Annotated in this window: 26 protein-coding genes and 2 pseudogenes; 13 read left to right on the top strand and 15 right to left on the bottom strand. The window is 43.1% G+C overall.

Features of this window, described 5'->3' with window-relative positions; all coding sequences use genetic code 11:
• Positions 1-15: 15 nt before the first annotated feature.
• Together B1L02_RS06915 and B1L02_RS06920 are read left to right on the top strand one after the other, a co-directional pair.
• The gene (locus tag B1L02_RS06915) at positions 16-594 is read left to right on the top strand and encodes an LPP20 family lipoprotein (protein ID WP_088530438.1); all 579 of its coding nucleotides are present in this window, start codon (positions 16-18) and stop codon (positions 592-594) included.
• 41 nt (positions 595-635) lie between these two features.
• A complete protein-coding gene (locus tag B1L02_RS06920; protein WP_088530439.1) occupies positions 636-1,982 on the top strand; it encodes a murein transglycosylase domain-containing protein in 1,347 nt (448 codons plus the stop codon).
• Here the strand turns inward: B1L02_RS06920 and B1L02_RS06925 are convergent.
• Positions 1,977-2,872, bottom strand: a pseudogene (locus B1L02_RS06925) (TIGR01777 family oxidoreductase). The gene B1L02_RS06920 and the pseudogene B1L02_RS06925 sit on opposite strands and share 6 nt — an antisense overlap.
• Positions 2,873-2,987: 115 nt before the next feature.
• Between B1L02_RS06925 and B1L02_RS06930 the strand changes: the two are divergent.
• A complete protein-coding gene (locus tag B1L02_RS06930; protein WP_088530440.1) occupies positions 2,988-4,025 on the top strand; it encodes an AI-2E family transporter in 1,038 nt (345 codons plus the stop codon).
• Positions 4,026-4,148: 123 nt separating this feature from the next.
• Here B1L02_RS06930 and B1L02_RS06935 read toward each other — a convergent pair whose 3' ends face one another.
• The 5 genes from B1L02_RS06935 to B1L02_RS06955 all read right to left on the bottom strand — a co-directional run bounded on the left by B1L02_RS06935 (position 4,149) and on the right by B1L02_RS06955 (position 7,247).
• Positions 4,149-4,583 carry a hypothetical protein gene (locus B1L02_RS06935; protein WP_088530441.1) on the bottom strand — a complete coding sequence of 145 codons (435 nt, stop codon included), beginning with the start codon at positions 4,581-4,583 and terminating at the stop codon, positions 4,149-4,151.
• The gene (locus tag B1L02_RS06940) at positions 4,567-5,910 is read right to left on the bottom strand and encodes an ATP-binding protein (protein WP_088530442.1); all 1,344 of its coding nucleotides are present in this window, start codon (positions 5,908-5,910) and stop codon (positions 4,567-4,569) included. Before B1L02_RS06940 ends, B1L02_RS06935 begins: the two co-directional genes overlap by 17 nt.
• A complete protein-coding gene (locus B1L02_RS06945) occupies positions 5,904-6,578 on the bottom strand; it encodes a response regulator transcription factor (protein ID WP_088530443.1) in 675 nt (224 codons plus the stop codon). Before B1L02_RS06945 ends, B1L02_RS06940 begins: the two co-directional genes overlap by 7 nt.
• A gap of 2 nt (positions 6,579-6,580) precedes the next feature.
• Entirely contained in the window at positions 6,581-6,838 is a 258-nt protein-coding gene (locus B1L02_RS06950; RefSeq protein WP_017219141.1) for a PepSY domain-containing protein, read from the bottom strand.
• Positions 6,839-6,947: 109 nt separating this feature from the next.
• A complete protein-coding gene (locus B1L02_RS06955) occupies positions 6,948-7,247 on the bottom strand; it encodes a YciI family protein (RefSeq protein WP_088530444.1) in 300 nt (99 codons plus the stop codon).
• Positions 7,248-7,468: 221 nt separating this feature from the next.
• Here B1L02_RS06955 and B1L02_RS06960 point away from each other — a divergent pair, with 221 nt between their 5' ends.
• A complete protein-coding gene (locus tag B1L02_RS06960) occupies positions 7,469-8,893 on the top strand; it encodes a sodium-dependent transporter (RefSeq protein WP_010374065.1) in 1,425 nt (474 codons plus the stop codon).
• A 70-nt stretch (positions 8,894-8,963) separates the two neighbouring features.
• Here B1L02_RS06960 and B1L02_RS06965 read toward each other — a convergent pair.
• Both B1L02_RS06965 and B1L02_RS06970 read right to left on the bottom strand, forming a co-directional pair.
• Positions 8,964-9,604: pseudogene (locus B1L02_RS06965) on the bottom strand (CPBP family intramembrane glutamic endopeptidase).
• Between the two features lie 90 nt (positions 9,605-9,694).
• A complete protein-coding gene (locus tag B1L02_RS06970) occupies positions 9,695-10,264 on the bottom strand; it encodes an inner membrane-spanning protein YciB (RefSeq protein ID WP_010374069.1) in 570 nt (189 codons plus the stop codon).
• A 122-nt stretch (positions 10,265-10,386) separates the two neighbouring features.
• On the opposite strand from B1L02_RS06970, the gene B1L02_RS06975 reads away from it, so the two are divergent.
• On the top strand, positions 10,387-10,659 hold the full coding sequence (locus B1L02_RS06975) for an HU family DNA-binding protein (RefSeq protein ID WP_088530445.1): 273 nt from the start codon (positions 10,387-10,389) through the stop codon (positions 10,657-10,659).
• 42 nt (positions 10,660-10,701) lie between these two features.
• Here the strand turns inward: B1L02_RS06975 and trpA are convergent, their stop codons facing one another.
• Genes trpA through B1L02_RS07005 form a run of 6 tightly spaced genes read right to left on the bottom strand, consistent with a single transcriptional unit; the run spans position 10,702 to position 17,219 of the window.
• On the bottom strand, positions 10,702-11,508 hold the full coding sequence (gene trpA / locus B1L02_RS06980; protein WP_088530446.1) for a tryptophan synthase subunit alpha: 807 nt from the start codon (positions 11,506-11,508) through the stop codon (positions 10,702-10,704).
• Positions 11,505-12,689: a tryptophan synthase subunit beta gene (gene trpB, locus B1L02_RS06985; RefSeq protein WP_088530447.1), complete on the bottom strand. Its 1,185-nt coding sequence runs from the start codon at positions 12,687-12,689 to the stop codon at positions 11,505-11,507. Before trpB ends, trpA begins: the two co-directional genes overlap by 4 nt.
• 7 nt (positions 12,690-12,696) lie before the next feature.
• Complete coding sequence (trpCF, locus tag B1L02_RS06990; protein ID WP_088530448.1) at positions 12,697-14,061, bottom strand: bifunctional indole-3-glycerol-phosphate synthase TrpC/phosphoribosylanthranilate isomerase TrpF; 1,365 nt, start codon at positions 14,059-14,061, stop codon at positions 12,697-12,699.
• On the bottom strand, positions 14,054-15,058 hold the full coding sequence (trpD, locus tag B1L02_RS06995; protein ID WP_088530449.1) for an anthranilate phosphoribosyltransferase: 1,005 nt from the start codon (positions 15,056-15,058) through the stop codon (positions 14,054-14,056). The genes trpCF and trpD overlap by 8 nt, the downstream gene beginning before the upstream one ends.
• A gap of 9 nt (positions 15,059-15,067) precedes the next feature.
• Entirely contained in the window at positions 15,068-15,649 is a 582-nt protein-coding gene (locus B1L02_RS07000; protein WP_088530450.1) for an aminodeoxychorismate/anthranilate synthase component II, read from the bottom strand.
• Positions 15,642-17,219, bottom strand: a complete 1,578-nt coding sequence (locus B1L02_RS07005) for an anthranilate synthase component 1 (protein ID WP_088530451.1) — start codon at positions 17,217-17,219, stop codon at positions 15,642-15,644. Before B1L02_RS07005 ends, B1L02_RS07000 begins: the two co-directional genes overlap by 8 nt.
• Before the next feature lie 436 nt (positions 17,220-17,655).
• Here B1L02_RS07005 and rnm point away from each other — a divergent pair, with 436 nt between their 5' ends.
• Genes rnm through B1L02_RS07035 form a run of 6 tightly spaced genes read left to right on the top strand, consistent with a single transcriptional unit; the run spans position 17,656 to position 21,895 of the window.
• Positions 17,656-18,501 (top strand): RNase RNM, encoded by an 846-nt coding sequence (rnm, locus tag B1L02_RS07010; protein WP_088530452.1) that lies wholly within the window; start codon positions 17,656-17,658, stop codon positions 18,499-18,501.
• A 4-nt stretch (positions 18,502-18,505) separates the two neighbouring features.
• Positions 18,506-19,126, top strand: a complete 621-nt coding sequence (locus B1L02_RS07015; RefSeq protein ID WP_088530453.1) for an L-threonylcarbamoyladenylate synthase — start codon at positions 18,506-18,508, stop codon at positions 19,124-19,126.
• 11 nt (positions 19,127-19,137) lie between these two features.
• Positions 19,138-19,932 carry a segregation and condensation protein A gene (locus B1L02_RS07020; protein WP_088530454.1) on the top strand — a complete coding sequence of 265 codons (795 nt, stop codon included), beginning with the start codon at positions 19,138-19,140 and terminating at the stop codon, positions 19,930-19,932.
• A 53-nt stretch (positions 19,933-19,985) separates the two neighbouring features.
• On the top strand, positions 19,986-20,573 hold the full coding sequence (scpB, locus tag B1L02_RS07025; RefSeq protein ID WP_088530455.1) for an SMC-Scp complex subunit ScpB: 588 nt from the start codon (positions 19,986-19,988) through the stop codon (positions 20,571-20,573).
• A complete protein-coding gene (rluB, locus tag B1L02_RS07030; RefSeq protein WP_088530456.1) occupies positions 20,570-21,430 on the top strand; it encodes a 23S rRNA pseudouridine(2605) synthase RluB in 861 nt (286 codons plus the stop codon). Before scpB ends, rluB begins: the two co-directional genes overlap by 4 nt.
• 60 nt (positions 21,431-21,490) lie before the next feature.
• Complete coding sequence (locus B1L02_RS07035; RefSeq protein WP_088530457.1) at positions 21,491-21,895, top strand: GFA family protein; 405 nt, start codon at positions 21,491-21,493, stop codon at positions 21,893-21,895.
• Between the two features lie 47 nt (positions 21,896-21,942).
• Here B1L02_RS07035 and B1L02_RS07040 read toward each other — a convergent pair whose 3' ends face one another.
• Positions 21,943-22,686, bottom strand: a complete 744-nt coding sequence (locus B1L02_RS07040; protein ID WP_088530458.1) for a YciK family oxidoreductase — start codon at positions 22,684-22,686, stop codon at positions 21,943-21,945.
• 196 nt (positions 22,687-22,882) lie between these two features.
• On the opposite strand from B1L02_RS07040, the gene B1L02_RS07045 reads away from it, so the two are divergent.
• Together B1L02_RS07045 and sohB are read left to right on the top strand one after the other, a co-directional pair.
• The gene (locus B1L02_RS07045) at positions 22,883-25,312 is read left to right on the top strand and encodes a VolA/Pla-1 family phospholipase (protein WP_088530459.1); all 2,430 of its coding nucleotides are present in this window, start codon (positions 22,883-22,885) and stop codon (positions 25,310-25,312) included.
• A 103-nt stretch (positions 25,313-25,415) separates the two neighbouring features.
• Positions 25,416-26,429 carry a protease SohB gene (gene sohB, locus B1L02_RS07050; protein WP_088530460.1) on the top strand — a complete coding sequence of 338 codons (1,014 nt, stop codon included), beginning with the start codon at positions 25,416-25,418 and terminating at the stop codon, positions 26,427-26,429.
• Positions 26,430-26,522: the final 93 nt, after the last annotated feature.

A 26,522-nucleotide genomic window follows, 5' to 3' on the forward strand; every position in this document is an offset into this window, starting at 1 on the left:
ATTAAGGAACCCAACATGAAAGCAAAACAACTACTTATATCAGTGGCCGTTGTAGGGATGCTATCGGCTTGTAGTTCAAGTAAAGACGATGCGGCTTCAAGCCCAAGAGTTAATATTCCAGAATGGGTTCTTAATCCAACAATCGAAGACGGTATAGCGGCAGCAGATTGTGTGAAATACTCAGGTAATATTTCAATCGATCAAAAGATGGCGGTTGCAAACGCACGTCTTGCTCTTGCCCAACAGATTGAAACTCGCGTCGAAGGCCTCGATAAGACATTCGCGAACCGTACAGATGCAAACGAGGACACAACGGTAGGCGCAACCTTTAGCTCTGTATCCAAACAACTTACCAAACAAACATTAAATGGTTCTCGTATCGTTAAGGCCGATGTAATCGATATTTCTGGTAAAGATTATTTCTGTGCATTGACGACGTTATCACCTGATCAGACTAAAGAACTTTTCAAAGATTTGATCAAAGAAAGTAAGCGCAGTGTAAACCCTCAGGATGAAAAGTTTTTATATCAAGAATTTAAAGCTTACAAAGCGGAAAAAGATCTTGAGAAGGAAATTGCAAGGCTAACTAATTAAAGCGTGAGTTTCACGCTTTAATTTTTTGAAAGGAACGCTCTATGCGCAAATCGGTATACTCATTTTTAGTCATGGCGTTAAGTGCCATTCCAAGTGCAGTGGCGAGTCAAGCTCAGCTTTTTGAGGAGCTGTCAGAGAAAATGTCACGATGGCAAACCTCCGAGCCGAGTGATGAAGAGCAGAGCGAGTTTGAGCAATATAAGCGCCAACAATTAAGTGAGTTTGCTGATTATGTCGAAGAGCACTTTGCAGAGTACGATACCTTTCGTGATAATGTGATCCAACAGTGGGGAGATATTACTGTTTCTGATCAAGCTGCATTTGTCACCTACAGTGACGATTTATCATCCAGAATGGTTGTCGACTTTGAAGCCAATGAGCTGGTAGTAAGCATTCGGCATGCAGCAGATGAAAAGGTATCTCAGGCTCAACTTCAAGCCCTATATAAGGAATTTATCGCGAAAGACCGTGCAGTAATTGATGTATTTAATGCTGATACGCTCGCGATAAACCAAAGTGAAACAACGAAACGTGAAGTGGATAACGCTGCTCGTGCAAAAGCGTTGATCGCAGCGAAAAAGCAAATAGATAGTCAATTCGAACAACAGCAACGCTATATAGAACGTCAGACGGATGAAGCCATCATCGACGGCGAAGATACAAAATTAGCAGAGGCTCAACAACAAGCACAACAGAAAAAGCTTGAATTGTTAAAGCAAAAACGCCTTAAAAAGCTATTAGAAACGGCAAGTAATACAGGTAAAAGTGAAGCAACGGTAGTATCTGAAATCGTTCTTAAGCTACCCAAACAGACTGAGCTTTCCAAGCATCGAGCAGAGCGTTATGTTAGCCAAGTGAATGCACAAGCGAAGCGCTTTGATATTGAGCCAAGTTTGATTTTTGCGGTTATGCACACCGAAAGCCACTTTAACCCAATGGCAAAGTCACACATACCTGCGTTTGGTTTGATGCAGATAGTACCGACGAGTGCGGGTGTTGATGTGAATCGTATGCTGTACAATCGCGATGAACCTATGTCGGCGCCTTATTTATATGTGACGGATAACAATATTGAGGCTGGGACAGCTTACCTTAACATTCTAGATAAACGCTACTTGAGTAAAATTCAGCACCCACTTAGCCGTAAGTATTGCATGATTGCAGCTTACAATACAGGAGCTGGCAATGTCGCTCGCGTTTTTAATGCCGATGACTCGAGATCAATCACAAAAGCGGCAAAGGTGATTAATTCACTATCGCCAGATAACGTCTTAGCAGCGCTAGACAAAGGTTTGCCGTATGATGAAACAAAACATTATCTGGATAAAGTGTTAACACGAGAAAAGCTTTATATACCTACTGACGAAGGTCTTGCGCATAAGTTATAAATTAAGTGCGCTCAAGGCATCTTCAATCTGGTCATGGCGAAATCGATAACCTGCATCGAGTAATTTTTTTGGTACGACACACTGACCGTACAATAGCAACTCTGACATTTCGCCATAAGCCAATTTGAGTATAAACGGTGGTACTGTAAAGAAACACGGTCGCGAGATTGCGCGTGCTAAGGCTTGGGAAAGTTGCTTATTTGATACTGGGTTAGGTGCTGTTGCGTTAATAGCACCGCTGATCTCATCATGTTTAAGGGTATAAAGTATTGCCTGGATCATATCATCGATATGGATCCAAGACATCACTTGTTTTCCTGAACCAATCGGACCGCCAACCCCAAATCGAAAAGGTGGTAACATTTTATTTAAAGCCCCCCCGATTTTGAAAGCACGATGCCAGTTCTTAATACGCAAACTCGAGTTTGGCCTGATTCGGCTCTAAAGGCAGTATCTTCCCAATCTCGGCACAGCCTATGAGAGAATTCATCATGGTAATCCTTAAAATCCTCAGTGATGGTCAAGTTATCTGGTTGACGTCCATAAAAACCTATTGCACTGCCTGAAATAAGCACTTTGGGCGGTGACGTCGCAGTGTTTATCGCAGCAACGATTTGCTCAGTAATTTTTATCCGGCTATTGTAGATCTCTTGTTTTTTTTCTTTGCTCCACCGGCCATCGGCTATTGGTTCACCCGCAAGATTAATGACCGCATCAAGCTCATTAAAGTCGACGTCATCGGTATCGGTGACGCAGCTAACCCCACTTGGTAATAGGCTTGCAGCTTTTGAAGGCAAACGGGTCAGTACAATCAGATTATGTTTGTGTACTAAAAATTGGCATAGCTTTTTACCAATTAATCCAGTTGCGCCTGTTATGAATATATTCATTCTCAATACTCTTTATTGTAATCAAATAAACCTACGTTTTAGCAAGGAGTTAGATCACTCATTTTCATTATAGGTGGTTTGTTTTAGAATGGTAAAAAAGTAAAAGGAGTGGACTGTGTCTTCACTGACTGGAATTAACAAAACACTGGTGGTTTTGGCCTCGCTATTTTTAGTGTTAGGTGGTATCAAGCTTGCTACAGAGATTGTCGTCCCGTTTATATTGGCTGCATTCATCGCAATTATCTGTAATCCAATGCTCAAGTTTTTAGCGCGTTTTAAAATACCAAAAGGTCTGGCCATTTTGGTTATTATCGCACTTGTGATCTTAATTGGTGCAAGTATTGGTGGACTTGTCGGGCAATCTGTTAATGATTTCTCCAAGCAGCTGCCAACTTATAAAGAAGACTTACAAGAAAAGTTCGTTTGGCTGGTAAATACTGCTGCGAACTACAATATCTTATTGAATAAACAACAACTTATTAGCATGCTAGACCCGAATAAGCTAATCGACGTAGCGACCAACATGTTGACTGGCTTTGGTGGTGTGATGGCAAATAGTTTTTTAATTCTGCTCATTGTCGTCTTTATGCTTTTTGAGGCGCCTTCCTTGGGTCACAAAGTACATCTCGCACTAGACGACCCTGAGATGAAAATGCAGCAAGTAGATAGGTTTTTAGATTCTATTAATAGCTATTTGGCGATAAAAACGCTTGTTTCATTGGCTACTGGTGTCGTAGCGGCAGTTTTTTTATGGGCATTAGGTGTTGATTACTTCGTGCTTTGGGGCGTAGTTGCATTTTTACTTAATTATATTCCCAATATCGGTTCAATCATTGCGGCTGTACCTCCTGTTTTACTGGCCTTGGTGACACAAGGACCCTTGATAAGCGGTATTGTTGCTGTGGGTTACATTTGTATTAATACCTTGATGGGCAACATTATTGAGCCGAGGTTTATGGGCCGAGGATTAGGTTTATCGACCTTGGTAGTGTTTCTCTCGTTAATCTTTTGGGGGTGGTTACTCGGAACAGTGGGTATGCTGCTTTCTGTGCCGCTTACCATGGTTGTGAAGATTGCCCTGGAAACGAGCGAGGAGGGGAGATGGCTTGCAATCCTTCTCGGTTCAGAACAATCTGAGAGTAAGCAAACTTAGTAACGCTGAGATTCGGCAAATAAAAAGGAGCTATAAGCAGCTCCTTTTCTAAGCATTTTATTCGTTATTATCTGAAGTTCAGATTACTGAGGCTCGACACCTAATAATCTAATAAAAAATGTGTTAGAGACTCAAATCTTCTTTCAATACTTTACTGCTTTTGAGCTCGATGATGTGTGCTTTTAAAAATGCGATTTTGCAATTTTTGTAAGCCGTCGCTGAGCGTGTTGCATTTGGCATGTCTAGTAAGTATCGCCACCGGCAGCTGTCTTCCATATATTCTTCCTGATTGCGAAGGGCACGCTCCATAATTGGCAAGATCTGAGTATTACCTGTGTCTGATTGATACTTTTTAGTATCTAGCAATAACTTAGTGATCCAGGTTTGACGATGACGTTCAAGTAAGTTGATGTTGCTATCAAGACACATCAGGAACTTTTTTGCTTTTTCCGGATGCGTTGACTCATACTTTGTACAGTCCTGTAGCATGACATCGTCGTCTGCGATCACGGAAAAGGTTAATCCCGATACCAATAGGCTACTAATTATTCTTTTCATGGTTAAACTCTATCGTAAATTTCGCGCCACCATGTTTGGAAGTACCGATTTGCATCAAGCCATGATACGACTTAACTAAATCAGATACGATAGCCATTCCTACGCCGTGGCCAGCTTCATAGGTGTCTAATCTAGCACCTCTGGTCAGCAGCTCTGAGCGGCGATGCTCTGGAATACCAGGGCCATCATCTTCGATCTCTATGATCAGTAGGCGCTTTTTAGGTGCACTCACTTTTATATCGACCAAGGAGGCACATGCTTTACAGGCGTTATCTATAATATTACCAAGAATTTCCATTAAATCCGTTTTATCACCTAGAAATGCAACTTCCTCACCACATTCGGACGAAAATTGAATGTGCTTGTCGTGATACACTTTAGTCATGGCATTTAGTATAGAGTCAAGTACAGGTTTTACCGATGTTTGCTTCTTCCATGTATCAGATGCCCCCGTCGCAGCACGTTTCAATTGATGTTCGATCATCGCATTGATCCTGTCTAGCTGTTCCTGAGCGTCAGCATCTTTTGCCAGCGGACTGGATTTGATCACAGCAAGTGGTGTCTTTAACGCGTGCGCAAGGTCGCTAAGTGAAGCCCTATACCTCTCTTTTTGGCGCTTTTGAGATTCTAAAAGTAAGTTTAAGTCGGATTTAATTGTTAGGAGCTCAACGGGGTAGAGACCCGTGATTTTATCGCGCTCGCCAGCCTCAATCTCTTTGATTTCTCTATCGAGTCGTTGCAGCGGCCTTGCGTTCCAGACAAACCCAAACGCCATTAAGCCAGCGATGACCACACCCATGACCAGCATCCAATTGACTAGGGTGTTTCTAAACCCTGACATCAACTCCATCAACGCATCATTTTTCTTTAAAAGTACGAAGCGGGCTTGCTGCGATTGCTCTGCATTTCCCAGAATAACGGTTAGGCTAAGTTGCCAAAATAGTACACCATTATATTCAACTCGCTTAAACTCAGATGCTCCAGCCTGGTTTTCTGAAAAGTCAGGTGAAATTGAGAGATTGACAGCCGACTCGGAATACCAAACGAGGGAGTTATCCTGATAGACCAGTGCATAAGTGTCTGAATTCAGTCTGTTTAACTCAGGTGCAAGAATACTGCGAGGCATTTCGAGTCCGTTAGAGACAAATTCGACTTCAGAGATAAGTGAGTAGAGATGGGCTTCTAATGTTTTTTCAGTTGCATCGACCAAAGAAGAATAATAAGCCCTGCCCACGGAGAAAAACAGCGCGGGAAGGGCAATAATAAGCACAAAGACAAGGATAAATCCTTGTCTTATTTTAAGTGAAATTTGAGAGCTGTTTACCACTGATTTTTGAACCTATATCCACGTCCTCTAAGGGTTTCAACAGGGTTCAGAGTGCCATCAGGATCTAGCTTCTTACGCAGTCTTAAGACAAACACTTCAATGACGTTAGAGTCTAAGTCAAAGTCTTGATCGTATATATGCTCGGTGAGCTCAGATTTAGAAATCACTTTTTGTGGGTTAACCATTAAGTATTCTAAAACTTTATATTCGTAGGCTGTTAGTGATAGCTCGTTATCGTTGACCCAGACTTGCTGTGAGCGAGTGTGAATTTTAATTGGACCAATGCTAATCTCTGGATTCGCTTGTCCAGCACTACGTCTAATCAGTGCGTTACAGCGCGCAATCAGTTCCTCAACGTGAAACGGCTTAGTGAGGTAGTCATCAGCACCGGCATCAAGGCCTTCCACCTTGTCTTGCCAGCGGTCACGCGCCGTTAAGATCAAAATAGGGATCTTAATACCGTTAGCACGTGCTCTACGGATAATTTCAATACCGTCAAGTTTTGGCAAACCGAGGTCTATTACTGCCATATCTAACGGGTATTCTTCGAGATGAAATAATCCAGACTCACCATCGTGACACAAGTCAACGCTATATTTTTCTTTCTCTAGTGCATTTCGCAGGTTTTCTGCTAGTTGAATATCGTCTTCGATAACTAAAATACGCATCCTTAGTCCTTATTTACTTCACCTGTCTTCTTGTTTACTTTTAAGTCAACAATTCGACCATCTGGTTGGAGAATTCTTACCACAAAAAACTGATTTTCTTCAGAAATCTTAAGCGTCCGTCCTGCATATTTGTCAAGTGCCAAAGACACCGCTTCTTTTTTTGTAATTGTCTTTACATTCTTATCATTGCGGCTATTGGCGTCTGCTACACTCGAAGCGAACGCCAAAATCAACGCTAAGAGAGTGAGTTGCAATCGCATTTTAAGCTCCACAGTTTCATAGATACTAAGTGTCTAAACTTCATAAATCTCAAACAAATTTAGTGCTTTTGTAATTAACCTTTGCTGAACTTAACGTTCAGTAAACTTTTTATGGCAGAACTCGTTTGTATGGTTTTACAATACTTGCAGTATAGACACCAGCATCAATATAGGGATCGACGCTCGCCCATTGCTGCGCACTTTCTAAGTTTTCGAACTCAGCAATAACCAAAGAGCCGGTAAAACCAGCTTCACCAGGATCGTCCGAATCAATCGCGGGTAATGGACCTGCTGCAAACAATCGATCTTGTTGTTTTAATTCTTCTAAACGCGCTAAGTGAGCGGGGCGTGCAGCAAGACGCTTTTCTAGTGAGTTTTCAGCGTCGGTTGAATAGATCATGTAAAGCATAAGTATTAGTTCCGGATTGGTTTCTAGGTTATTATTGTTATTTTTACGTATTTTGCCGGCTTTTCAGGGCCGTTTATCAATACTACGATAAAACACCCTCAGTGCAAAAGTAAATGTACACAGAGTTTTTACGTGATTAGACATTTAAACTTGAAAAACACTCAGCTTGACTGGTAGAGTCCTTCGGATATTTATAGAAAATAATAATAAGGTTGATTGCAATGAGTGCAAACCGTGAGCATTTTAGCTCCCGATTAGGGTTTATCCTTGCCGCTGCGGGTTCTGCGGTTGGTATTGGTAACTTAGTCGGCTTTCCTGTTTCCGCCGCAAAAAATGGTGGTGGGGCATTTTTACTAATCTATGCACTATTTGTAGTGTTTATCTGTTTACCTGTCATGATGGCCGAAATGGCAATGGGTAGGAAAGCCCAAAAAGACCCGTTTGGCGCATATAAGCTGCTATCTAATCATGATAAAAAATGGTCAATAGCTGGGTTTTTGGCTGTACTCACGCCGTTTATGATTGCAGTCTTCTATATGGTTATTACCGTTTGGATCTTCGGCTTTTTGGCGCAAACAGCTTTAGGTAACTTAGATGTACTCGCTTCGCCGAAGTACTTTGGTACGTTTATCAATGATACCAACGTCTTCATCTATATGTTGATAGTGGGCGTGATCGTTAACCTTATCTTGGTTGGCGGTGTAAAAGAAGGGATAGAAAAAGCGGCTAAGTTGCTCATGCCAGCGTTATTTGTCATGTTGATTGGTCTCGTTGCATACGTATTAACCCTTGATAACGCGATGGCAGGTGTTCGTTACTATATCGTGCCTGATTTTGAAAAGATGAATGCAAGTGTATTAAATGGCGCATTATCACAAGCATTCTTTTCACTGTCTTTGGGTATGGGTATATTGATCACTTATGCTTCATATATCTCTAAGAAAGACGATATTGTCGGCAGTTCTAAAATGGTCGCTATCACAGATTCATTAGTGGCATTTATTGCGGGTCTAATGGTACTTCCGGCTATCTTTAGTTTCAATCCGAATACAGATCCAAGTAAGTTATCGGACTCTTCAGTATCTATGATTTTCGATTATTTACCTAAATTGTTATTGGCTTTGCAAGATGATATTGGCTATGTCGGTGCCTCAATCGTTGCTGGAACTTTCTTTTTGCTGGTTTTCTTTGCTGCGATAACGTCGTTAGTGTCTATTGTCGAGGTGCCTACCGCGACCTTGATGGAAGAAAAATGTATTTCACGTAAAAAGGCATTGATTATCTTAGCGTTGACCACAGGTATTTTAACTGTGTTATCAACCATGTCTTTTGGGATGGTGGATTGGCTTACAAGTTTTGTAAGTTATGGCGATGCGCAGAAGAGCTTCTTTGACCTAATCTACGACGTGTTTTACGATACTATTTTACCGTTGAATGGTCTGTTATTGTGTCTATTCGTTACTTATCGCTGGAAAAAATCTGGTTTGAATGAGGAACTTGCACAAGGCTCTGAAGGGTATGTTGGCAGTTTTACTGAGAAATATATTAATTTCTCTCTATCTACATTCATCCCTGTGATCCTATTGGCGATTTTCATTAATACCGTTGCAACCAAATATTTTGCATTCAGTATCTTTGGCTTCTAGCTAAATAAAGTTCTAAAGTTCTGTGGACATCGGCGTATTAATGCGCCGATGTTTATGCTCCACCCAAATACTAAAACTTTACGCCCGAATCTAAGTACTGACCAACTCCTATCGTAAACATCCACAGTCCCCACAGACTATGCTCTAACACACACACGGCAAGAGAGCGGCTGTGTGCATAAGTATAAGAAAATAGTAGCCCTCCAACAAAAGACAACGCCACAGCCATCCAGTTGTCATATACACAGTGAGCGAGTGCGAAAACCAATGCACTTAACAAAACTCGGTTGTTTTTGTTGGGTAAAATCCGTTTATAGCGATGAAAGAAGTAGCTCCTAAAAATTAACTCTTGTGGTAAGACGGAAAGAATAGGGTAAGCAATTAATAATAATAACCAGTCTCTGGGTGAATTGAGCGGAAGGGAAAACCAATTTCCTTGGCTAACTAAACCATAGAGCATGGCTGAAAACATCGCCCCAGCGAAAAACGTGGTGAATAAACGTTTTTTGACGGAAGAAAATTCCCCAAGCTGGTTAACCTAAAGCGTTTGAAATGAGGATCGGTTAGCAGTAAATGTGTACAGACTGCCATTAAAATAATCAGTGCTGGAAAAAGCCAATTATTGAGGTGAGCACGGAATTGATAAGCGACAATGGGCAGGATAAAGAATACAAAAACAAGTTCACACCACCGATATTGGCTTGCGTTCAAGGCTGGTTCCCCAAAATGTTTGGCGGCTGTAAGCCGCTATAGTTAGCTGTGATTTGTTAACTATAGCAGCTACAGATGAACCTTGAATGGTTACTCTTCAGGTAAATATTTTTGAATTTTAAACATGGTAAAGAGGAGTGCAACGAAGGTGATCCCAATTAGACCAAAGACTTTAAAGTTCACCCAAAAATCAAGAGAGAAGTGGTACGCAACGTAAAGGTTGAGGCCTGCAATGAAGAAAAGTAATACTGCCCAAAAGAGGTTTAATTGGTCGCAGTCTTTTGCTGGTAAATCAATATCAATCTCGCTTTTTTCCTTCTCAGCAACTGACTTTAACACCCCTTCGAGTGCGCCTTTTACCAAGTTTTTATTAAACAGGTACCTGGATATGAGCAGTGCCGCACCTAAAATGGCATAAATAATAGTGGCTTTCCATTTAATAAATTGCTCATCATGGAAGAAAATCGTCATCCCACCAAGGATCAGTGCAATCGCTAGGAATACCCAATGACGTTTTGCGACTTCTCGCTTAGTGATGTATTGGTGTGCGACCTGTATAAGAGAGGCGATAATTAGCACACCGGTTGCCCAAAAAATATCTACAAACTTATAAACCGCAAAAAACAGGATAAGCGGTAAGTACTCAATTAAAAATGACATTTTTTATCCTAACAAAGTTGGTTGTAAGGGTTTTACCAAGATACGGCGAGAACATCAATATTGACTTTCACCCATGAAACCCATAGCCTGCTGCGCTCATTCAATGGTTCAGAGGTATTTGCATGAATAAGAGCGATTTAGTTACAAAAATGGCGGGAATTAGTGGATTAACAAAGAAAGATTCACAGGCGGTGTTAAATGTCATTTTACAGGCCACTAAAAAACGCTTGTCAGAAGGTGATCAAATGCAAATCAATGGGCTTGGCACATTCGCGTTAAGCTATCATCCCCCAAAGCAAGGGCGCAACCCACAAACCGGAGAGACCATCACTATTGAGGGACAGAACAAGGTATTGTTTAAGCCTGCCAAAGCGTTAAAAGATAACTTGCGCTAATTATAAGAAAAGCCAGTGGCTGACACTGGCTTGACAGTCATATTACTTCTGCGTTGCTGCTTTCATACGCTCGACAAAGGTTTTTAACTCAAAGCACATGGTTTTTGGGTCATCCAAATGTTTTTCGATGATTTTCACCACCGCAGAGCCACTAATCGCGCCTGCCGCACCTGAGCGAATAGCATGCTTTACATGCTCAGGCTCAGAAATACCAAAACCTAACAGCGGCGGCGCGGCATGATACTCAATAAGTTTGGTGATTATTTCTGTTGCTGGCATTTGTGCCGTTGTTTCTGTACCAGTAACGCCTGCACGCGAAAGTAAATAGGTGTAGCCACGACCACGGGTTGCACATTCACGGAGGGTGTCATCACACGCGTTTGGCGTTGCAATGAAAATTGGCGCAATATCGTTTGCCATTGCAGTGAGCCTGAACGGTTTGGCTTCGTGAAGTGGCACATCAGCGACTAAGATAGAATCCACACCCGCAATTTTGGCATCTTGATAAAACTGCTCAATACCACGCGCAAAAATCAAGTTTGAGTAAAGCAATAGACCAATCGGAATATCGCTGTCGTATCGACGAATTTCAGCAATGATCTCAAGACAGTCTTGCGTATTAACGTTTTGCTCTAATGCACGGATGTTGGCAGCTTGGATAACAGGGCCATCCGCGATGGGATCTGAGAATGGAATACCGAGCTCCAATGCATCAGCGCCACCGTCAATCAGGCTTTTGATGATCTCAATACTGAGTGCTTTATCGGGGTCGCCAATCGTCACGAAAGGAACAAATGCACCTTGTTTTTTTTCATTTAAGTGCGCGAACATCGCGTCATAACGTTTCATAGTTCACCTCGCTCAGATAGTACTTGGTGGACGTGAGCTAGGTCTTTGTCTCCGCGGCCACTTAAATTTACAACAATTACCGTTTCTTCGGTTTGCGCTTCTGCATATTTTAGTGCGTACGCCAGCGCATGACTCGACTCAAGGGCAGGAATAATACCTTCGTGTTTAGCAAGCGCTTGGAAGGCGTTTAATGCTTCAGTGTCGGTAATGCCAACATATTGCGCGCGGCCCGTTTCATGAAGGTAGGCGTGTTGTGGACCAACAGCTGGGTAGTCAAGGCCTGCTGACACAGAATAAGATTCTTCGATTTGGCCATCTTGGTTCTGCATGATATAGGTATAGGCTCCGTGCAAAATACCTTTAGTACCTTTACATAATGCTGCGCCGTGTTCATCGGTATCTAAGCCTTTACCAGCCGGTTCCACCCCGATTAATTTAACGTCTTTTTCATCGATAAAGTCTGCGAACATACCAATAGCATTTGAGCCGCCACCCACACAAGCAATAACCACATCTGGCAAACGACCTTCTGCTTTTAGTACTTGTTGCTTCGCCTCTTCGCCAATCATTTTTTGGAACTCACGGACAATCGTCGGGAACGGGTGGGGACCTGCAGCGGTTCCGAGTAAATAATGCGCCGTCTTGTAGTTTGCAGACCAATCACGTAATGCTTCATTTACGGCATCTTTTAGGGTACCCGAGCCCGCAGTAACCGGGATCACTTCTGCACCCATCAAACGCATTCTAAATACGTTTGGCTGCTGACGTTCAACATCCTTAGCACCCATGTATACCCGGCATTTTAAGCCGAGTAAAGAGCAGGCTAGTGCGGTTGCAACACCATGTTGTCCAGCCCCTGTCTCTGCGATGACTTCTTTTTTACCCATACGTTTAGTTAAGAGCGCTTGACCTAATACTTGGTTGGTTTTGTGTGCCCCACCATGAAGTAAATCTTCACGTTTCAAGTACAGTTTGACTTTAGGGTTTTTAACTAAGTTGCGAGTTTTAGTCAGTGGGGTTGGGCGACCCGCAAATTCATTCAAGAGTTGATAAAACTCCTGTTGAAATTCTGGGTCTTTTTGTGATTTATAAAATTCCTGTTCTAACTGCTTTAACGCAGGTACGAGTAACTCGGGCACAAACATGCCTCCGAAGTCACCAAAATAAGCTGAATTACTCATGTCCACCTCAATATTTTCGAATTTGTGTAAACGCGTTAGCGATTTTTTGAGCGCATTTTTTACCAGGCGATTGCTCAACGCCTGAATTTAGGTCAAGACCATCGGCACCTATATTAACGGCACCGTGAATGTTGTCGGGGTTTAGGCCGCCAGCCAACATATAATTGCTCGAGCCACTATTTAATAACTGCCAATCAAACACTTGGCCCGTACCACCAAATGCGGTATCGGTTTTGGTATCGTACAATTGCTTGTCTACGCCAGCGAAGGGGCTTGGCAGTGTCGTGTCCACACCTTGTGCTTTCCAAATTTGGCATGTTAGTGGTAGTTGTTTACGCAAGGCATCAATGTATAGCTCATCTTCATTGCCATGTAATTGCACTGCGCTAAGTTTTAATATTTGCGCATACTCAACAACTTGCTCAAGCGGTGCGTTAACGAATACGCCAACATACTTGAGAGGCGCGCTATCGGCGACGGCCTTCGCACAGTCAATGTCGACATAACGAGGCGATTTTGGATGAAAGATAAGACCGCCGTATACCGCTCCAGCTTCATAAGCTGCTTGCGCATCTTGGCTTCGAGTAAGACCACACACTTTGTTTTCGCCCAAAATCAAGCGTCTGCAAGCAAGTTCTAAGTCTTGCTCAGCCATCAGTGAGCTGCCAACCAAAAAGCCGTCACAAATCGGTGATAAGCGTTTCACATCGCGGTGCGTGTATATGCCAGACTCTGAAATCACCACTTTGTCTGCTGGGATTAACGCTCGCAGCTTCTCTGTAGTTGCTAAATCTGTTGATAAGTCTCTAAGATCACGGTTGTTAATACCGATAAGTTCAGCGTCTAGCGCTAGCGCTCGTGTCACTTCTTCTTCGTTGCTTACTTCCGTTAAAATCGACATATTAAGTGATTTGGCCACGCTCGCTAGTGCCAAATATTCTTCGTCATTTAATACAGACAACATCAAAAGAATGGCATCGCCACCGTGTAAGCGGGCGAGATAAACTTGGTATTCATCAATAACGAAGTCTTTACAGATCAGAGGCTGATCAACCAGCTTTCTCACCGTGGCAAGGTATTCATAACTGCCTTGAAAGTATTTTTCGTCGGTTAGCACGCTAATACATGTCGCGTACTTACGATAAACACTGGTAATTTCAGTCAAATCAAAATGTGAGCGAATAAGGCCTTTTGAAGGAGACGCCTTTTTGCACTCTAAAATAAATTGTGTCCCAGCTTGCGCCAGTGCACCGGTGAAGTTCAACGTGGTTGGAGTTACTTCATCGATAAAATCACTTAACGGACGCCGCGCCTTACGCGCTTTTAATTCTTCGACTTTATCGGCAACAATTTTTTCTAATACGTTAGCCATTACTCACCTCTACAATGTTAGCCAAGGTTGTCATGGCTTTCTTACTTGCAAGCACTTCGCGTACTTGCTGGCTTGCGGTTTTAAAATCTGTGGCTTTATCGGTTAAGACCAACAAGGCTGCAACGTTTGCGATGATCGCTGCATTGTGTGCTGCTTCGCCTTCACCATTTAAAATCGCAAGGCTTGCTTTCGCGTTATATTCTGGCGTATCACCAGCAATAGATTCAAGTGAATAGTTTTCTAGTCCAAAATCGCTTGGGGTAATAGTGTATTGTGTCACTTCACCATACTTCACTTCTGCGACTAGCGTTTCGCCGTGTAGGGCAATTTCATCAGTGCCACTACCGTGAACGACCATCGCGCGTTTCGTGCCTAAGCGGTTTAGCGTTTCTGCCATGGGTAAAACAAGTGCAGGGTCGTAAACACCGAGTAATTGCACCTCAGGCTTGGCCGGATTTGCCAATGGCCCCAGAATATTGAATATCGTGCGCGTTTTTAGTTGTGTACGAACCGGCATAGCATGTTTTACACCTGCGTGGTAATGCGGTGCAAACAAAAAGGTAAAGCCGGTCTCTGCTAGGCACTTTTCGGCGAGCGCTGGAGTCATATCGATATTGATCCCAAGTGCTTTTAGTAAATCTGCGGAACCTGATTTGCTACTCACGCTGCGATTACCGTGTTTGACCATATTAATACCACATGCCGCTGCGACAATGGCGGCCGTGGTACTCACATTGATAGTATTTGTGCCATCGCCGCCCGTACCACAGCTGTCTGCTGCAAGTAGGCCTTGCTTATTAAACGCAGTGGCATGATCACGCATGGCCTGAGCTGCTCCAGCTATCTCCACTGCTGTTTCACCTTTAAACTTAAGCGCAAGTAGCGCTGCGGTAAGTTCGATGTCGCTCAGCTGCCCAGCCATAATATCGCTAAACAAGGATTTGGCGGCGTCGAACGATAAATCTTGTTGCTGTAATAGAGGTTGTAACTTTTCCATCGTGATCTCCTAAGCGCTAAGGTACGCGATACTTTGTTGTAATAGCTGAGCGCCATTGGGGGTCAATATTGATTCTGGGTGAAATTGGTAGCCAATCACTTTGTGTTCACTGTGATAGATTGCCATCGGAATGGCCTGGTATCTCGCGATCACTTGCAGTGCTGGTGGTACGCTTGTTGCCATCAGAGAATGATAACGCGCCACGGGAAATTGCGTACCGAGTCCGGCAAATACCGGATGCTCATCCGCTTCAATAATAGAAGATTTACCATGTACCGTTTCACCCGCTCTGCCAACTTCACCACCATAACTTTGGGTAAGGGCTTGTTGACCGAGACAAATCCCCAGCATGGGGAATTTACCTTTGCATAGCTCAATTAGCGCGAGCAAACAGCCTGCTTCTGATGGCGCGCCAGGCCCTGGTGATAAAACTAAGATTACAGGGTCAATTTCGGCACACATTTTATTGAAAATAGTTTCGGCAGAGATATTGTTACGATAAACAACCAAGTCGAGCCCTAACAAACTCAGCTCATCCACAAGGTTATAACTGAAAGAATCAAAATTATCTAAAAAGTATACCTTAGTCATGGTTTGCTCCTTCATACGTGGACTGTACTGCTTTAATCACTGCCATAGCTTTAGCTTTGGTTTCATTTGCTTCGCTTTGTGGATTTGAATCAAACACAACACCTGCACCCGCTTGCACGTAAGCAACGTTATCTTTTACAAACGCGGAGCGAATTACGATGCAGCTGTCCATCGCGCCATTGCCCATCAAATAACCTACCGCTCCGCCATAGCTACCACGACGCTGCTTTTCTGTATGGCGAACAAGTTCTGCGGCTTTAACTTTTGGTGCGCCGACGAGAGTGCCCATATTCATACAAGCCTGATAGGCGTGAAGGGCATCTAAATCCGGCTTTAATTGGCCAACGACGCGTGATACTAAATGCATGACTTGTGAGTAGCGGTCCACTTTCAATAATTCTTTTGCGTGTCGAGTACCTGCAATACTGATCCGCGCGACATCGTTACGGGCAAGGTCAACCAACATAAGGTGCTCTGCACGTTCTTTTTGATCGTTGCGTAGCTCAAGCTCAATGCGGCTATCTAAATCCGGATTGATACACCCATCAGCAAACTTACCTCGTGGTCTCGTCCCCGCGATGGGATAGACTTCAACTTGGTTACTCTGCTCACAATATTTGAGTGCCGACTCTGGAGATGCGCCAAATAGCACAAAACGTTCATCCTTCATATAAAACATGTAGGGACTCGGGTTTTGTAGTTTGAGCTGTTTATAGGCGGCGAGTGAGTTATGGCAAGGAAGTGAAAAATTGCGAGAGGGAACGACTTGGAAGATGTCACCGTTGATAATGTTGGTTTTCAACTTTTCAACGTGTTGACAATATTCGTCGTCACTCACATTGACTTTGACGTCTGGGCTGCCGTTTAGCGGCTCAAACTGAAATTCAGTGATTTGGTTACACTGACTGTTTAATTCTTCCAACTGTTTGCCTACTTCAAAACAATTGGCGTGAACCTCAGGGCCATTGAAAACATTACCAATGAGCTCAGTGGTTTGTGCTTGATGATCGATCACAACTAAGGTTTCAGCGAGATAGAAAACATAGTCAGGACAGTCGTTATCCCCATCTGGTACTTCAGGAAGTTGCTCGAAGTTTGCCACCATATCATAGGCGAATACACCACCTAAAAAGACGGAAAACGGCGTGTCTGAGTTACGTTTAATTTCATTGATACAGGTTCTGAGCGCACTAAAGGCGTTATCCGCTTTTAGTTTTGTATGCTCATCAATGTCACTTTCCAATGCGTTGTACGTGAGCGTCAAGGTATTATCATTGAGGATCACGTCACAATTAGTGACCTTTTGCGCAAGGTACGGTAGCAACTGAGCACCATTGTTAGACAAGGCTTTGGCAATGACTTGGGCGCCGTTACATTCGAATCGAATTGCACTATCCACAAGCACGATACTTTTCACATTGTCTTTAGACTCTATTTCTGCTGACTCGAGCAGTAACGAGTTTGCTTTGTTTAAACCTGCGTATAAAGACAGTGGGCTGGCAATATAATCGCGCCTTTGACTTATGCTGGTGACCTCACCTGGTGTGGTCGTTATGTGACTAAAAATCAAACCTCATTCCTCTTAATTTCTAGATATTCTGTTTAGAAAATAAAAAACCCCCGAAAGCTGAGCTCTGCGGGGGTTATTGTTCAGACACAACAATACCGTCCCGCTAGGGCATCCACCACCACCAAATTGTGTTTACTGTGATATTGTTGTTCATATAAGCCTCTAAAAAGTATAAAAAAACCCGCGACATTGCGCGGGTTGATAAATCGTAGACATAACGAAACACACCCGCTTAATTCGAGTGCCACCACCAAATGTTTTTTTGAATTTGTTTGTTCATTTGTGAATATTTCGTTGTTTAATCTAAATTAGCTACAGTAAACCCTATTCTTGCTACAAGTGTCAAGGGCAAATATCAGAAAATAACCTAAGGTCGTATCAGTTAACTTGTGATATAATCAAAACGTTGATAATTCATAGAGATAGTTAATACATTTTGATTAAATATGACCTCCACAGCCATACTACTTTTTCCGATGGCCGCTTAGCTGTTGATGAATTGCTTGAGCGAGCAACGGAAAAAGGCGTTGATATTCTTGCAATTACCGATCATGACACGATAGAAGCGATCCAGCCTGCCCGTGACTACATTAACCAAAATAATCTCACGTTAGAACTTATTAATGGCGTTGAAATTTCCACAAAATGGGAAAGCTTTGAAATCCATATTGTTGGATTAAACTTTGACCCTGAGCATGAAGCATTGACAAAGCTGCTGCACGAACAGCAGCAAAAGCGAGAAGCCAGAGCAAAAGAAATCGGCGAGCGCTTAGCCAAAAAGGGCTATGAACATGTTTACGAAGATGCCCTTGCACTTGCCCAAACTGCGCAGATCACTAGGGCGCATTTTGCTCAAGTGCTGGTTGAACGGGGCGTAGCTAAAAATGTGCAAAGCGTTTTCAATAAATTTTTAGCACGTGGCAAGACCGGATATGTGCCAAGCCAGTGGTGCGACATACAAACTGCCGTCGCTGCTATTCACGCAGCGGGTGGGGTAAGTGTGCTGGCGCATCCTGCTCGATACAAAATGTCGAATAAGTGGCTAAGAAAGTTAATTGCTGAATTTAAAGCGGTTGGGGGAGCTGCAATGGAAGTTGCACAGCCGCAGCAAGCGCCTACAGAGCGCCAATTTTTGGGGCGACTAAGTCAAGAGTTTGAATTGTTAGCAAGCCAAGGGTCAGATTTCCACTTCCCAATGCCTTGGGTCGACCTTGGTCGTAACTTGTATTTACCTAAAGATTGTCAAGGAGTTTGGCGTCATTGGGGAGGCAAAGAGGAATAAGCTTATGAGTCAATTTTTTCATATTCACCCAGATAACCCGCAAACGCGTTTAATTCGCCAAGCGGCTGATATTATTGAACAAGGTGGCGTGGTTGTGTTTCCAACCGACTCCGGCTATGCCATTGGTTGCAACCTCGGTAATAAGCAAGCTAAGGAGCGGATAGAGCGGATCCGCGGCATTGAAAAACACCATAACTTCACTCTTTTATGCCGAGATCTGTCTGAGCTTTCGACCTATGCCCGTGTCGATAATCAAATGTTTAGGATGATTAAGAATAATACGCCGGGTCCGTACACTTTTATCTTTAAAGGAACAAAAGAAGTTCCTCGCCGGTTGCTCAATGAAAAGAAAAAGACCATCGGGATCCGTGTTACTGATAACCCAATTACCTGCGCTTTGTTGGAAGCGCTGGGTGAACCTTTGATGTCATGCTCCTTGATTTTGCCGGGAGAGCAGTTTACCGAGTCTGATCCGGATGATATCCGCATGCGTCTTGAGAAGCACGTAGACTTGATCATTCATGGTGGCTATTTAATCGAGCAAGCTACCACCGTTATTGATATGTCCGAAGACACCATTGAAATTTTGCGTCGTGGCTGTGGCGATACGTTGCCTTTTGAATAACGCATGCTGAGATGACAGAAGCACTCCAACAGAAGTTACCGCTGGCATTTTTACACGGTGAAGCGGTAATTGAAAAGCCGGAAGATCTCTATATACCCCCCGAAGCCTTAGAAGTTATCTTAGAGACCTTTGAAGGCCCGTTGGATTTACTGCTTTATCTTATTAAAAGACATAAATTAGATATTTTAGAATTACCGATTTTTAGTATTACTCAGCAGTATGTTCAGTATGTTGAAATGATGAAGGACATGCAGCTCGAACTTGCGGGTGAATACTTAGTGATGGCAGCTTTGCTGGCACAAATAAAATCAAGAATGCTACTACCAAAACACGAAGAGTTAGAGGAAGAGGAAGATCCCAGAGCGGAGCTAGTGAGGCGCTTGCAGGAATACGAGCAATTTAAGCAAGCCGCTGAGAACTTAGATGATATCCCTCGTGTTGAGCGTGATATCTTTGTCGCTCATGCATTGGTAGACAGTAGTATCGACTCTGAGCCAGAATTCCCAGACATTGAACTGAGGGAATTACTTTTGGCGCTGTCGGAAGTGATGGCCCGAGCCAAGACCTTTGAGCACCATCATATATCCGCAGAAGCACTTTCGACTCGAGAGCGTATGAGCTTTATATTGCAATTGCTACGAGAACAGAATAAGCCGGTAGAATTTGCGCGATTTTTTACCTTGGACGAAGGGCGCAGTGGTGTGGTGGTTACTTTTATTGCCATGCTCGAACTCATTAAGGAACAATTGGTTGACTATATTCAATCAGCAACGGCAGCGTCGATTTACCTGCATTTAAAAGGCTAGGGGATGGCTGCAGCCTCTGCTATACTCCGCATTTTTATCTTCAAGCATAAAATATGAAAAGACGCGTTAGCGATGAACAACTGGTTGAATTGGTTGAAGCAGCGATTTTCGTTTCAGATAAGCCGTTATCTAAAAAGCGCTTAAAAGAAACGGTGCTGGAAGATATCAGCGTGTCATCACCGCGTATTGAACAGGCACTGGAAACACTGGTAAATCATTATCAAACTCGCGGCGTAAGGCTGGTTGAGGTTGGTACCGGATATCGTTTTCAAGCTTGCCCTAGCTTGAGCCCTTGGCTAAGTAAACTGTGGCAGGAAAAAGCACCAAAATACTCACGTGCTACACTTGAGACTCTAGCATTGATTGCTTACCGACAACCGATCACTCGAGGTGAAATTGAACAAGTTCGCGGCGTCACCGTGAGTTCCAATATTATCAAAAGCTTGATAGATCGCGAGTGGATAAAAGTGGTGGGTTATAAAGAGGTACCGGGTAAGCCTGCATTGTATGCAACGACAAAACAATTTTTAGATTACTTCTCATTATCTGGTCTTGGGGAATTACCTCGATTACCTGAACAACATAATGAGAAAATAGAACAGTTATTAAACGATCCTTCTGTGAGAGAACCATCTGAATGAGTGAAAAACTACAAAAAGTATTGGCAAGAGCTGGCGTTGGCTCAAGACGTGAAATGGAAAAGTATATTGAGTCTAACCGCGTAAGTGTAGATGGAAAAGTTGCCAAGCTAGGAGACCGAGTGGAAGAGACTTCGGTGATCCGTGTAGATGGACATGTTGTTAAAATAGAGCAGCAAGAAGAGCGCATCTGTCGCGTACTCATGTATCATAAGCCTGAAGGGGAGTTGTGTACTCGTCGCGACCCTCAAGGTCGTCGCACTGTATTCGATAGGCTACCAAAGTTAGACGGTGACCGTTGGATAGCAATTGGGCGATTAGATATCAATACATCAGGTCTGTTGCTCTTTACCAATGATGGTGAGCTAGCTAATCGCTTGATGCACCCAAAATACGAAGTCGAACGTGAATACTCTGCTCGCGTATTTGGTGAAGTAACAAACCAAACGTTGCGTACATTAACCAAAGGCGTTGAGCTAGAAGACGGCCCTGCAAAATTCCTTAAGATTAAGCCTCTTGGTGGTGAAGGTCTGAATAAGTGGTTCAATGTAACGCTAACGGAAGGGCGTAATCGTGAAGTCAGGCGCCTTTGGCAGTCACAAGATGTTGAAGTGTCGCGTTTGATCCGTATCCGTTATGGTAAATTAGAGCTAAACAAGCGTTTGCCACAAGGTGGGTGGGAAGAATTAAAATTGGAAGATGTCAACTACTTACGTAAATCGGTAAGCATGAGAGCCGAGCAGCAAACTAAGTTGTCGGTCATGCCAGAAAAGCGTAAAGACAAGCGCGCGAAAATTAATAAGATCCGCAAAGCGGTGAAAAAGCATAATCAAAGGGTCAAAACCCCAAGAAGAAAGTAATTTAAGCTTTCTTAAAACACCAGCCTAGCTGGTGTTTTTGTATTTGATAAGGAAATGCAAATGAAAGAGACGTTTTCTGGTAGTTGTCTGTGTGGTCAGGTTAAGTATCTTGTAGAGGGCAACGCGCAGGGCTTTTATTTATGTCATTGTGAGTATTGTCAAAAAGACACCGGCTCTGCACATGCTGCGAATTTATTTTTTCAAAATGCTGCGCTAACTTGGCTCGCGGGAGAAAAGCTAATCACGCGCTTTACTTTACCGAATACCAAGCACGTTAAAGCCTTTTGCGCTTGTTGTGGTTCTGCATTACCAAACGAGCAGTCTGTTGGTTTAGTCGTACCTGCCGGTAGTTTAGATGATGCGCCGAGTATTACGCCAACTGCACACCTATTTATCGCGAGCAAAGCAAAGTGGGATGAAAAATTAGAACGGGTGCTGGCGTTTGAAACCTTGCCTAGAGCTTGAATAATATATAAGGCTGCAATTGTGGGTTTGCAGCCTTTAAGTACTAGTTAGTAGGTTTGGGCATCTAAAGATTGGCCATTAACCCCGATTGAGTCATCAGACATCAAGTACAGGTATGTTGGCATTAATTCTTTAGGTGTTTTGAGTTTATCTTTATCTTCACCTGGGAATGCTGATGCACGCATACTTGTTCTTGTTGCACCAGGATTAATGCAGTTGATGCGAATATTGGTTTTACCTACTTCTTCGGCCCAAGTTTGCATCATACCTTCGGTTGCGAATTTAGAGATTGCATATGCTCCCCAAAACTCACGACCTTTACGTCCTACACCCGATGAAGTAAAGACGATAGAAGCGTTAGGCGCTTTTCTCATGACAGGGAATAGTGATTTAGTGATCACTGCTTGAGCAGTTACGTTTACCTTCATTATATTTTCAAAGGTTGAAACGCAAAAGTGCTCCATCGGTCCTAAAGAGCCTAGAATAGAAGCATTATTTAGCAAGCCATCTAGCTTACCAAATTGCTGCTCGATAGTGGCTGCCAAGTCTCGGAAGTGTTGTTTGGTTGCACCACGTAAATCTAAAGGTACAATTGCAGGCTGTGGGTAACCGGCGTTAACAATTTCATCATAAACCGCTTCTAGTTTACTGGTGGTTTTGCCCAATAAAATGACCGTTGCACCATATTTTGCGTAATTAATCGCCGCAACACGGCCGATGCCGTCGCCAGCACCTGTTACTAGTATCGTTTTATTCGCAAGTGCGTTTTCAGGAGCTTGATAAGTCTGCATTCTGGACTCCAATTAAGATGTTTGAGCTATTTTATCACAATGCGGTAGCAAGTTAGCGAATTTATTGTAAATATGGCTGGCGAAATAACAAAGTTTGAGTTAAGTTTAACTGGTCTAATGTCTTATTAAAAATGCAATTACATAGATTTAACGAGAATTATCACAATAATAATAAGATTATGTCGGAGCCTATACAATGAAAAAAATGCTACTCTCACTCGCAGTATCAGCAGCACTCGCTGGCTGTGGAGGCGGTGAAACGTTAGAAGATGTAAAAAATGATACTACACCCGTTTCTCCAACGATTTCTGTTAAATTTGATCCATCCGGTGGTGTGATCTCAGTTCCAAACGATATCCTTTTATCCGGCACTCAAGACGGTACCTTAAATCTACCTGACGAAATGTTAGGAGTGAAAGATGGTGAAGGTAACCCGCTGGTAACGCGTGCAAGCTACGCAAACCCAAGTATTGTGATTGGCGCCTTAGATGGTTGGTCGACACAAATGCCTTATGTTATCGATATGACGACACCGAATGGTTTGACACTTGATGCGCAAAGCGTCATGACTCCGGGCGCTGTACGAATTTTTGAAGTTGCAATGGGTGGACCATTACAAACCGACGAAGACTGTGCTCAGGTGCCTTCAGGTATCGCTTGTAAGCCAATTGCTGAATTACAATTTGGCCCTGATGGTGATTTCGTTACCATGGCTAATAGCACAGGTAATGGTTTAGTTATTATTCCAGTAAAACCATTTAAACCAGAAACTACGTATATCACTGTTTTGACCAAAGGTCTTAAAGACTCAAAAGGTCAAAGTGTAGATGCTTCTTCGACTTACACGTTGTTGCGCCAAGACGCGCCATTGGTAACTGATGCTCAGAAGTCTCTACAGGCTGTTATTCGTAGCTATGAAGAGGCGGTAACTGCAGCGGGCTCGGTGAGCAAAGAAGAGATTATATATACAGCTGCAATGACGACACAGTCGACAGGTCACGCATTGGCGGCGACTAAGCAATTGTTAGCCGCTAAACTACAAGGCGGTGCTAACCCTGTTGTTGCTGTACCTGCACAACCGATGATCACCGTTGCAGATGCACTTGTAGGAAAAGTGCCTGATGCTATTTTACCTGCTTTTAGAAGCGTGCGTTTATTGCAAGGTCAAATACAACTACCTCAATACTTATCACAACCAAAAAATAAAGATATCTCTGCGCTAGCTGATACCTATTGGCAAGCACGTTGCGACAGCGCGGTGGCTGTCGCTGGATATGCAGCGCAAGCTGGTGGTTTACCAGAGCCTACAGAACCAAATGATATCGCTTGTAATACACTTTCCGGTGGAAAGTTGAGAGATTTAGGTTTAGATGGTACTAAGTTCTTGACTAAGTACAATCCAATTCCTAAAGAGCAGTGGCTTGCTAATGTTCCTGTGCAAATCACAATGCCTGCGGATGAGTCTCAGCGCCCTGAAGGCGGCTGGCCTGTTGTTATCTTGCAACATGGTATCACTAGTAAAAAAGAAGACATGCTTGGCTTGACGTTGTCATTAACACAAGCTGGATTTGCCACAGTTGCGATCGATCACCCAATGCACGGTGCTCGCGGTTTAGATATCGATGGTGATGGCACTGATGATTTTAATGCCTCGACAGGTAGCGTGTTGTCCTACATGAACCTAACATCGTTGTTGGTTGCGCGTGATAACTTAAAGCAATCAGCAGCAGATTTAATGGGTTTACGTTTAGGCTTAAACTTCATCAATCTAGCATCTGGCGGTCAAGTTAACTTTAATACCCAGCAAGTTAGTTACTTAGGTCACTCACTAGGTTCTATTGTAGGCCCAAGCTTCCTCGCTCAAACCAATGCGCCATTAAATCCAGCAATTGATGGCTTCTTTAAAGTTGAGTCAGCAGCGCTTGCAAGTGGTGGTTCGGGCATTGCTAATTTCTTGATTGAGTCAAAATCATTTGGCCCGTTTGTTCAAGGCTCAGTGTTAAGCTCTGCAGGTAACCTAGCATCGCAAGCGTTTAATGCCTATCTGCAAGAAGGCGCAATTGCTGACTGTGGTACGTTTGCTGCGGATCAAAGCAAATATGTTTCTTGTGCATATGGAACATTTAGAGCGAATTTAGAAGCGGCTGGAGACACTGCGACATTAGCACTAATTGATGGTACGGTGACGCAGTTTGGTTTTGCAGCACAAACCGCATTAGGTAGTGCCGATCCACTTAACTATGCAGCTTCCGTGAAAGCGCTACAAACGCCAGTATATATGAGCGTTGTTACGGGTGGTGTTGATGGCAATGCAGCTGACTTGGTTATTCCTCCAACAACAGAACGTAGCTTCTTGTCTGGTAGCTTACCACTTGCTGGTTTCATGGGCTTAATGCCTGCAAGTGAAACACAAATGAGTCAAGACGGAACACCTGGAAGTTATGTAGTGAAGTTCTCTCAGGGTCACCATAGTTCAATCTTGACGACAGGCTTTGATGAAAAAGCCGGTGGCACAGCAGCGGGACACGCAGCGGCGTCAATCGAAATGCAAACACAAGTTGCAAGCTTCTTGAAGTCAAAGGGTTTGGTTTTGCAAGTATCTAACCCGGATGTTGTTGCAAACTAAGACATTTTTCGAGACTATAAAAGGCCGCAACTAGCGGCCTTTTTTGTGTCTATTTAATATTGAGTTAAATGGGCCCCTTTATGAGCTAAATGAGGAGAACGACTTGGCATTTTTGTTTGAATATGGGTTATTTCTAGCCAAGACAGTAACCATTATCTTTGGTATTGCAGTAGTCATTATTTTGATGGTGGGAGCAAGCTCAAAACCGAAATCGAAAAAGGGCGAAATTGAAGTTACCGATTTAAGCGACAGTCTGTCGCAATCTAAACAACAGTTTTTGCAGCAAACGCTTGATAAAAAGGCGTTAAAAGCCCTAAATAAGTCACAATCAAAAGCGCAAAAAAATAAAGATAAAGATACAGAGAAAAATGTTTTTTATCTTGAATTTAATGGAAGTATGGACGCGCACGAAGTCGAGGGTTTAAGAGAAGAGATCAACGCTATTTTAACGATTGCAGATAAAGAAAAGGATCAGGTTGTAGTGTCTGTAGAAAGTGGTGGTGGGGTTGTTCACGGTTATGGACTTGGTGCATCGCAACTTACGCGCATTAAGCAAGCAGGTATTCCACTGACGGTCTGTGTAGACAAGGTTGCTGCAAGTGGTGGATATATGATGGCCTGCGTTGCAGATAAGATTATTGCAGCGCCATTTGCAATTATTGGTTCAATCGGTGTGATTGCGCAGATCCCCAACTTCAATCGTTTATTGAAAAAGAATAACGTTGACTTTGAAATGGTAACCGCTGGTGAGTATAAGCGTACACTCACGCTGTTTGGTGAAAATACGGATAAAGGCAGAGAAAAGTTTAAAGAGGAGATTGAAGAAACGCATGGTCTGTTCAAACACTTTGTCTCTGACAATCGTACTGACCTTGATATTGAGAAAGTGGCCACTGGAGAACATTGGTTTGGTACACAAGCGTTAGAACTTAAACTAGTCGATGAAATCTCAACCAGTGATGATTTACTCATGTCACTAAATGAAAGTCACCAACTCTATAAGGTGGCTTATAAGGCTAAAAAAGGCGTTGCTGAGAAGTTTGGACTTCAGTTGGGGCTTGCCATTGAACGTTTCTCCGTTAAAGCGTTAACAAAACTAAATCAATCTAAATATTAGTGATTGTTGTTCAGTTTATGTCAATAAACTTTATTTCAGACTGTTAATAACACTTTATGGTGGCGTTGTGTTCACAAAGCGCATGATGCCACG

This window comes from Pseudoalteromonas piscicida (assembly GCF_002208135.1).
Classification (GTDB): Bacteria; Pseudomonadota; Gammaproteobacteria; order Enterobacterales; family Alteromonadaceae; genus Pseudoalteromonas; species Pseudoalteromonas piscicida_A.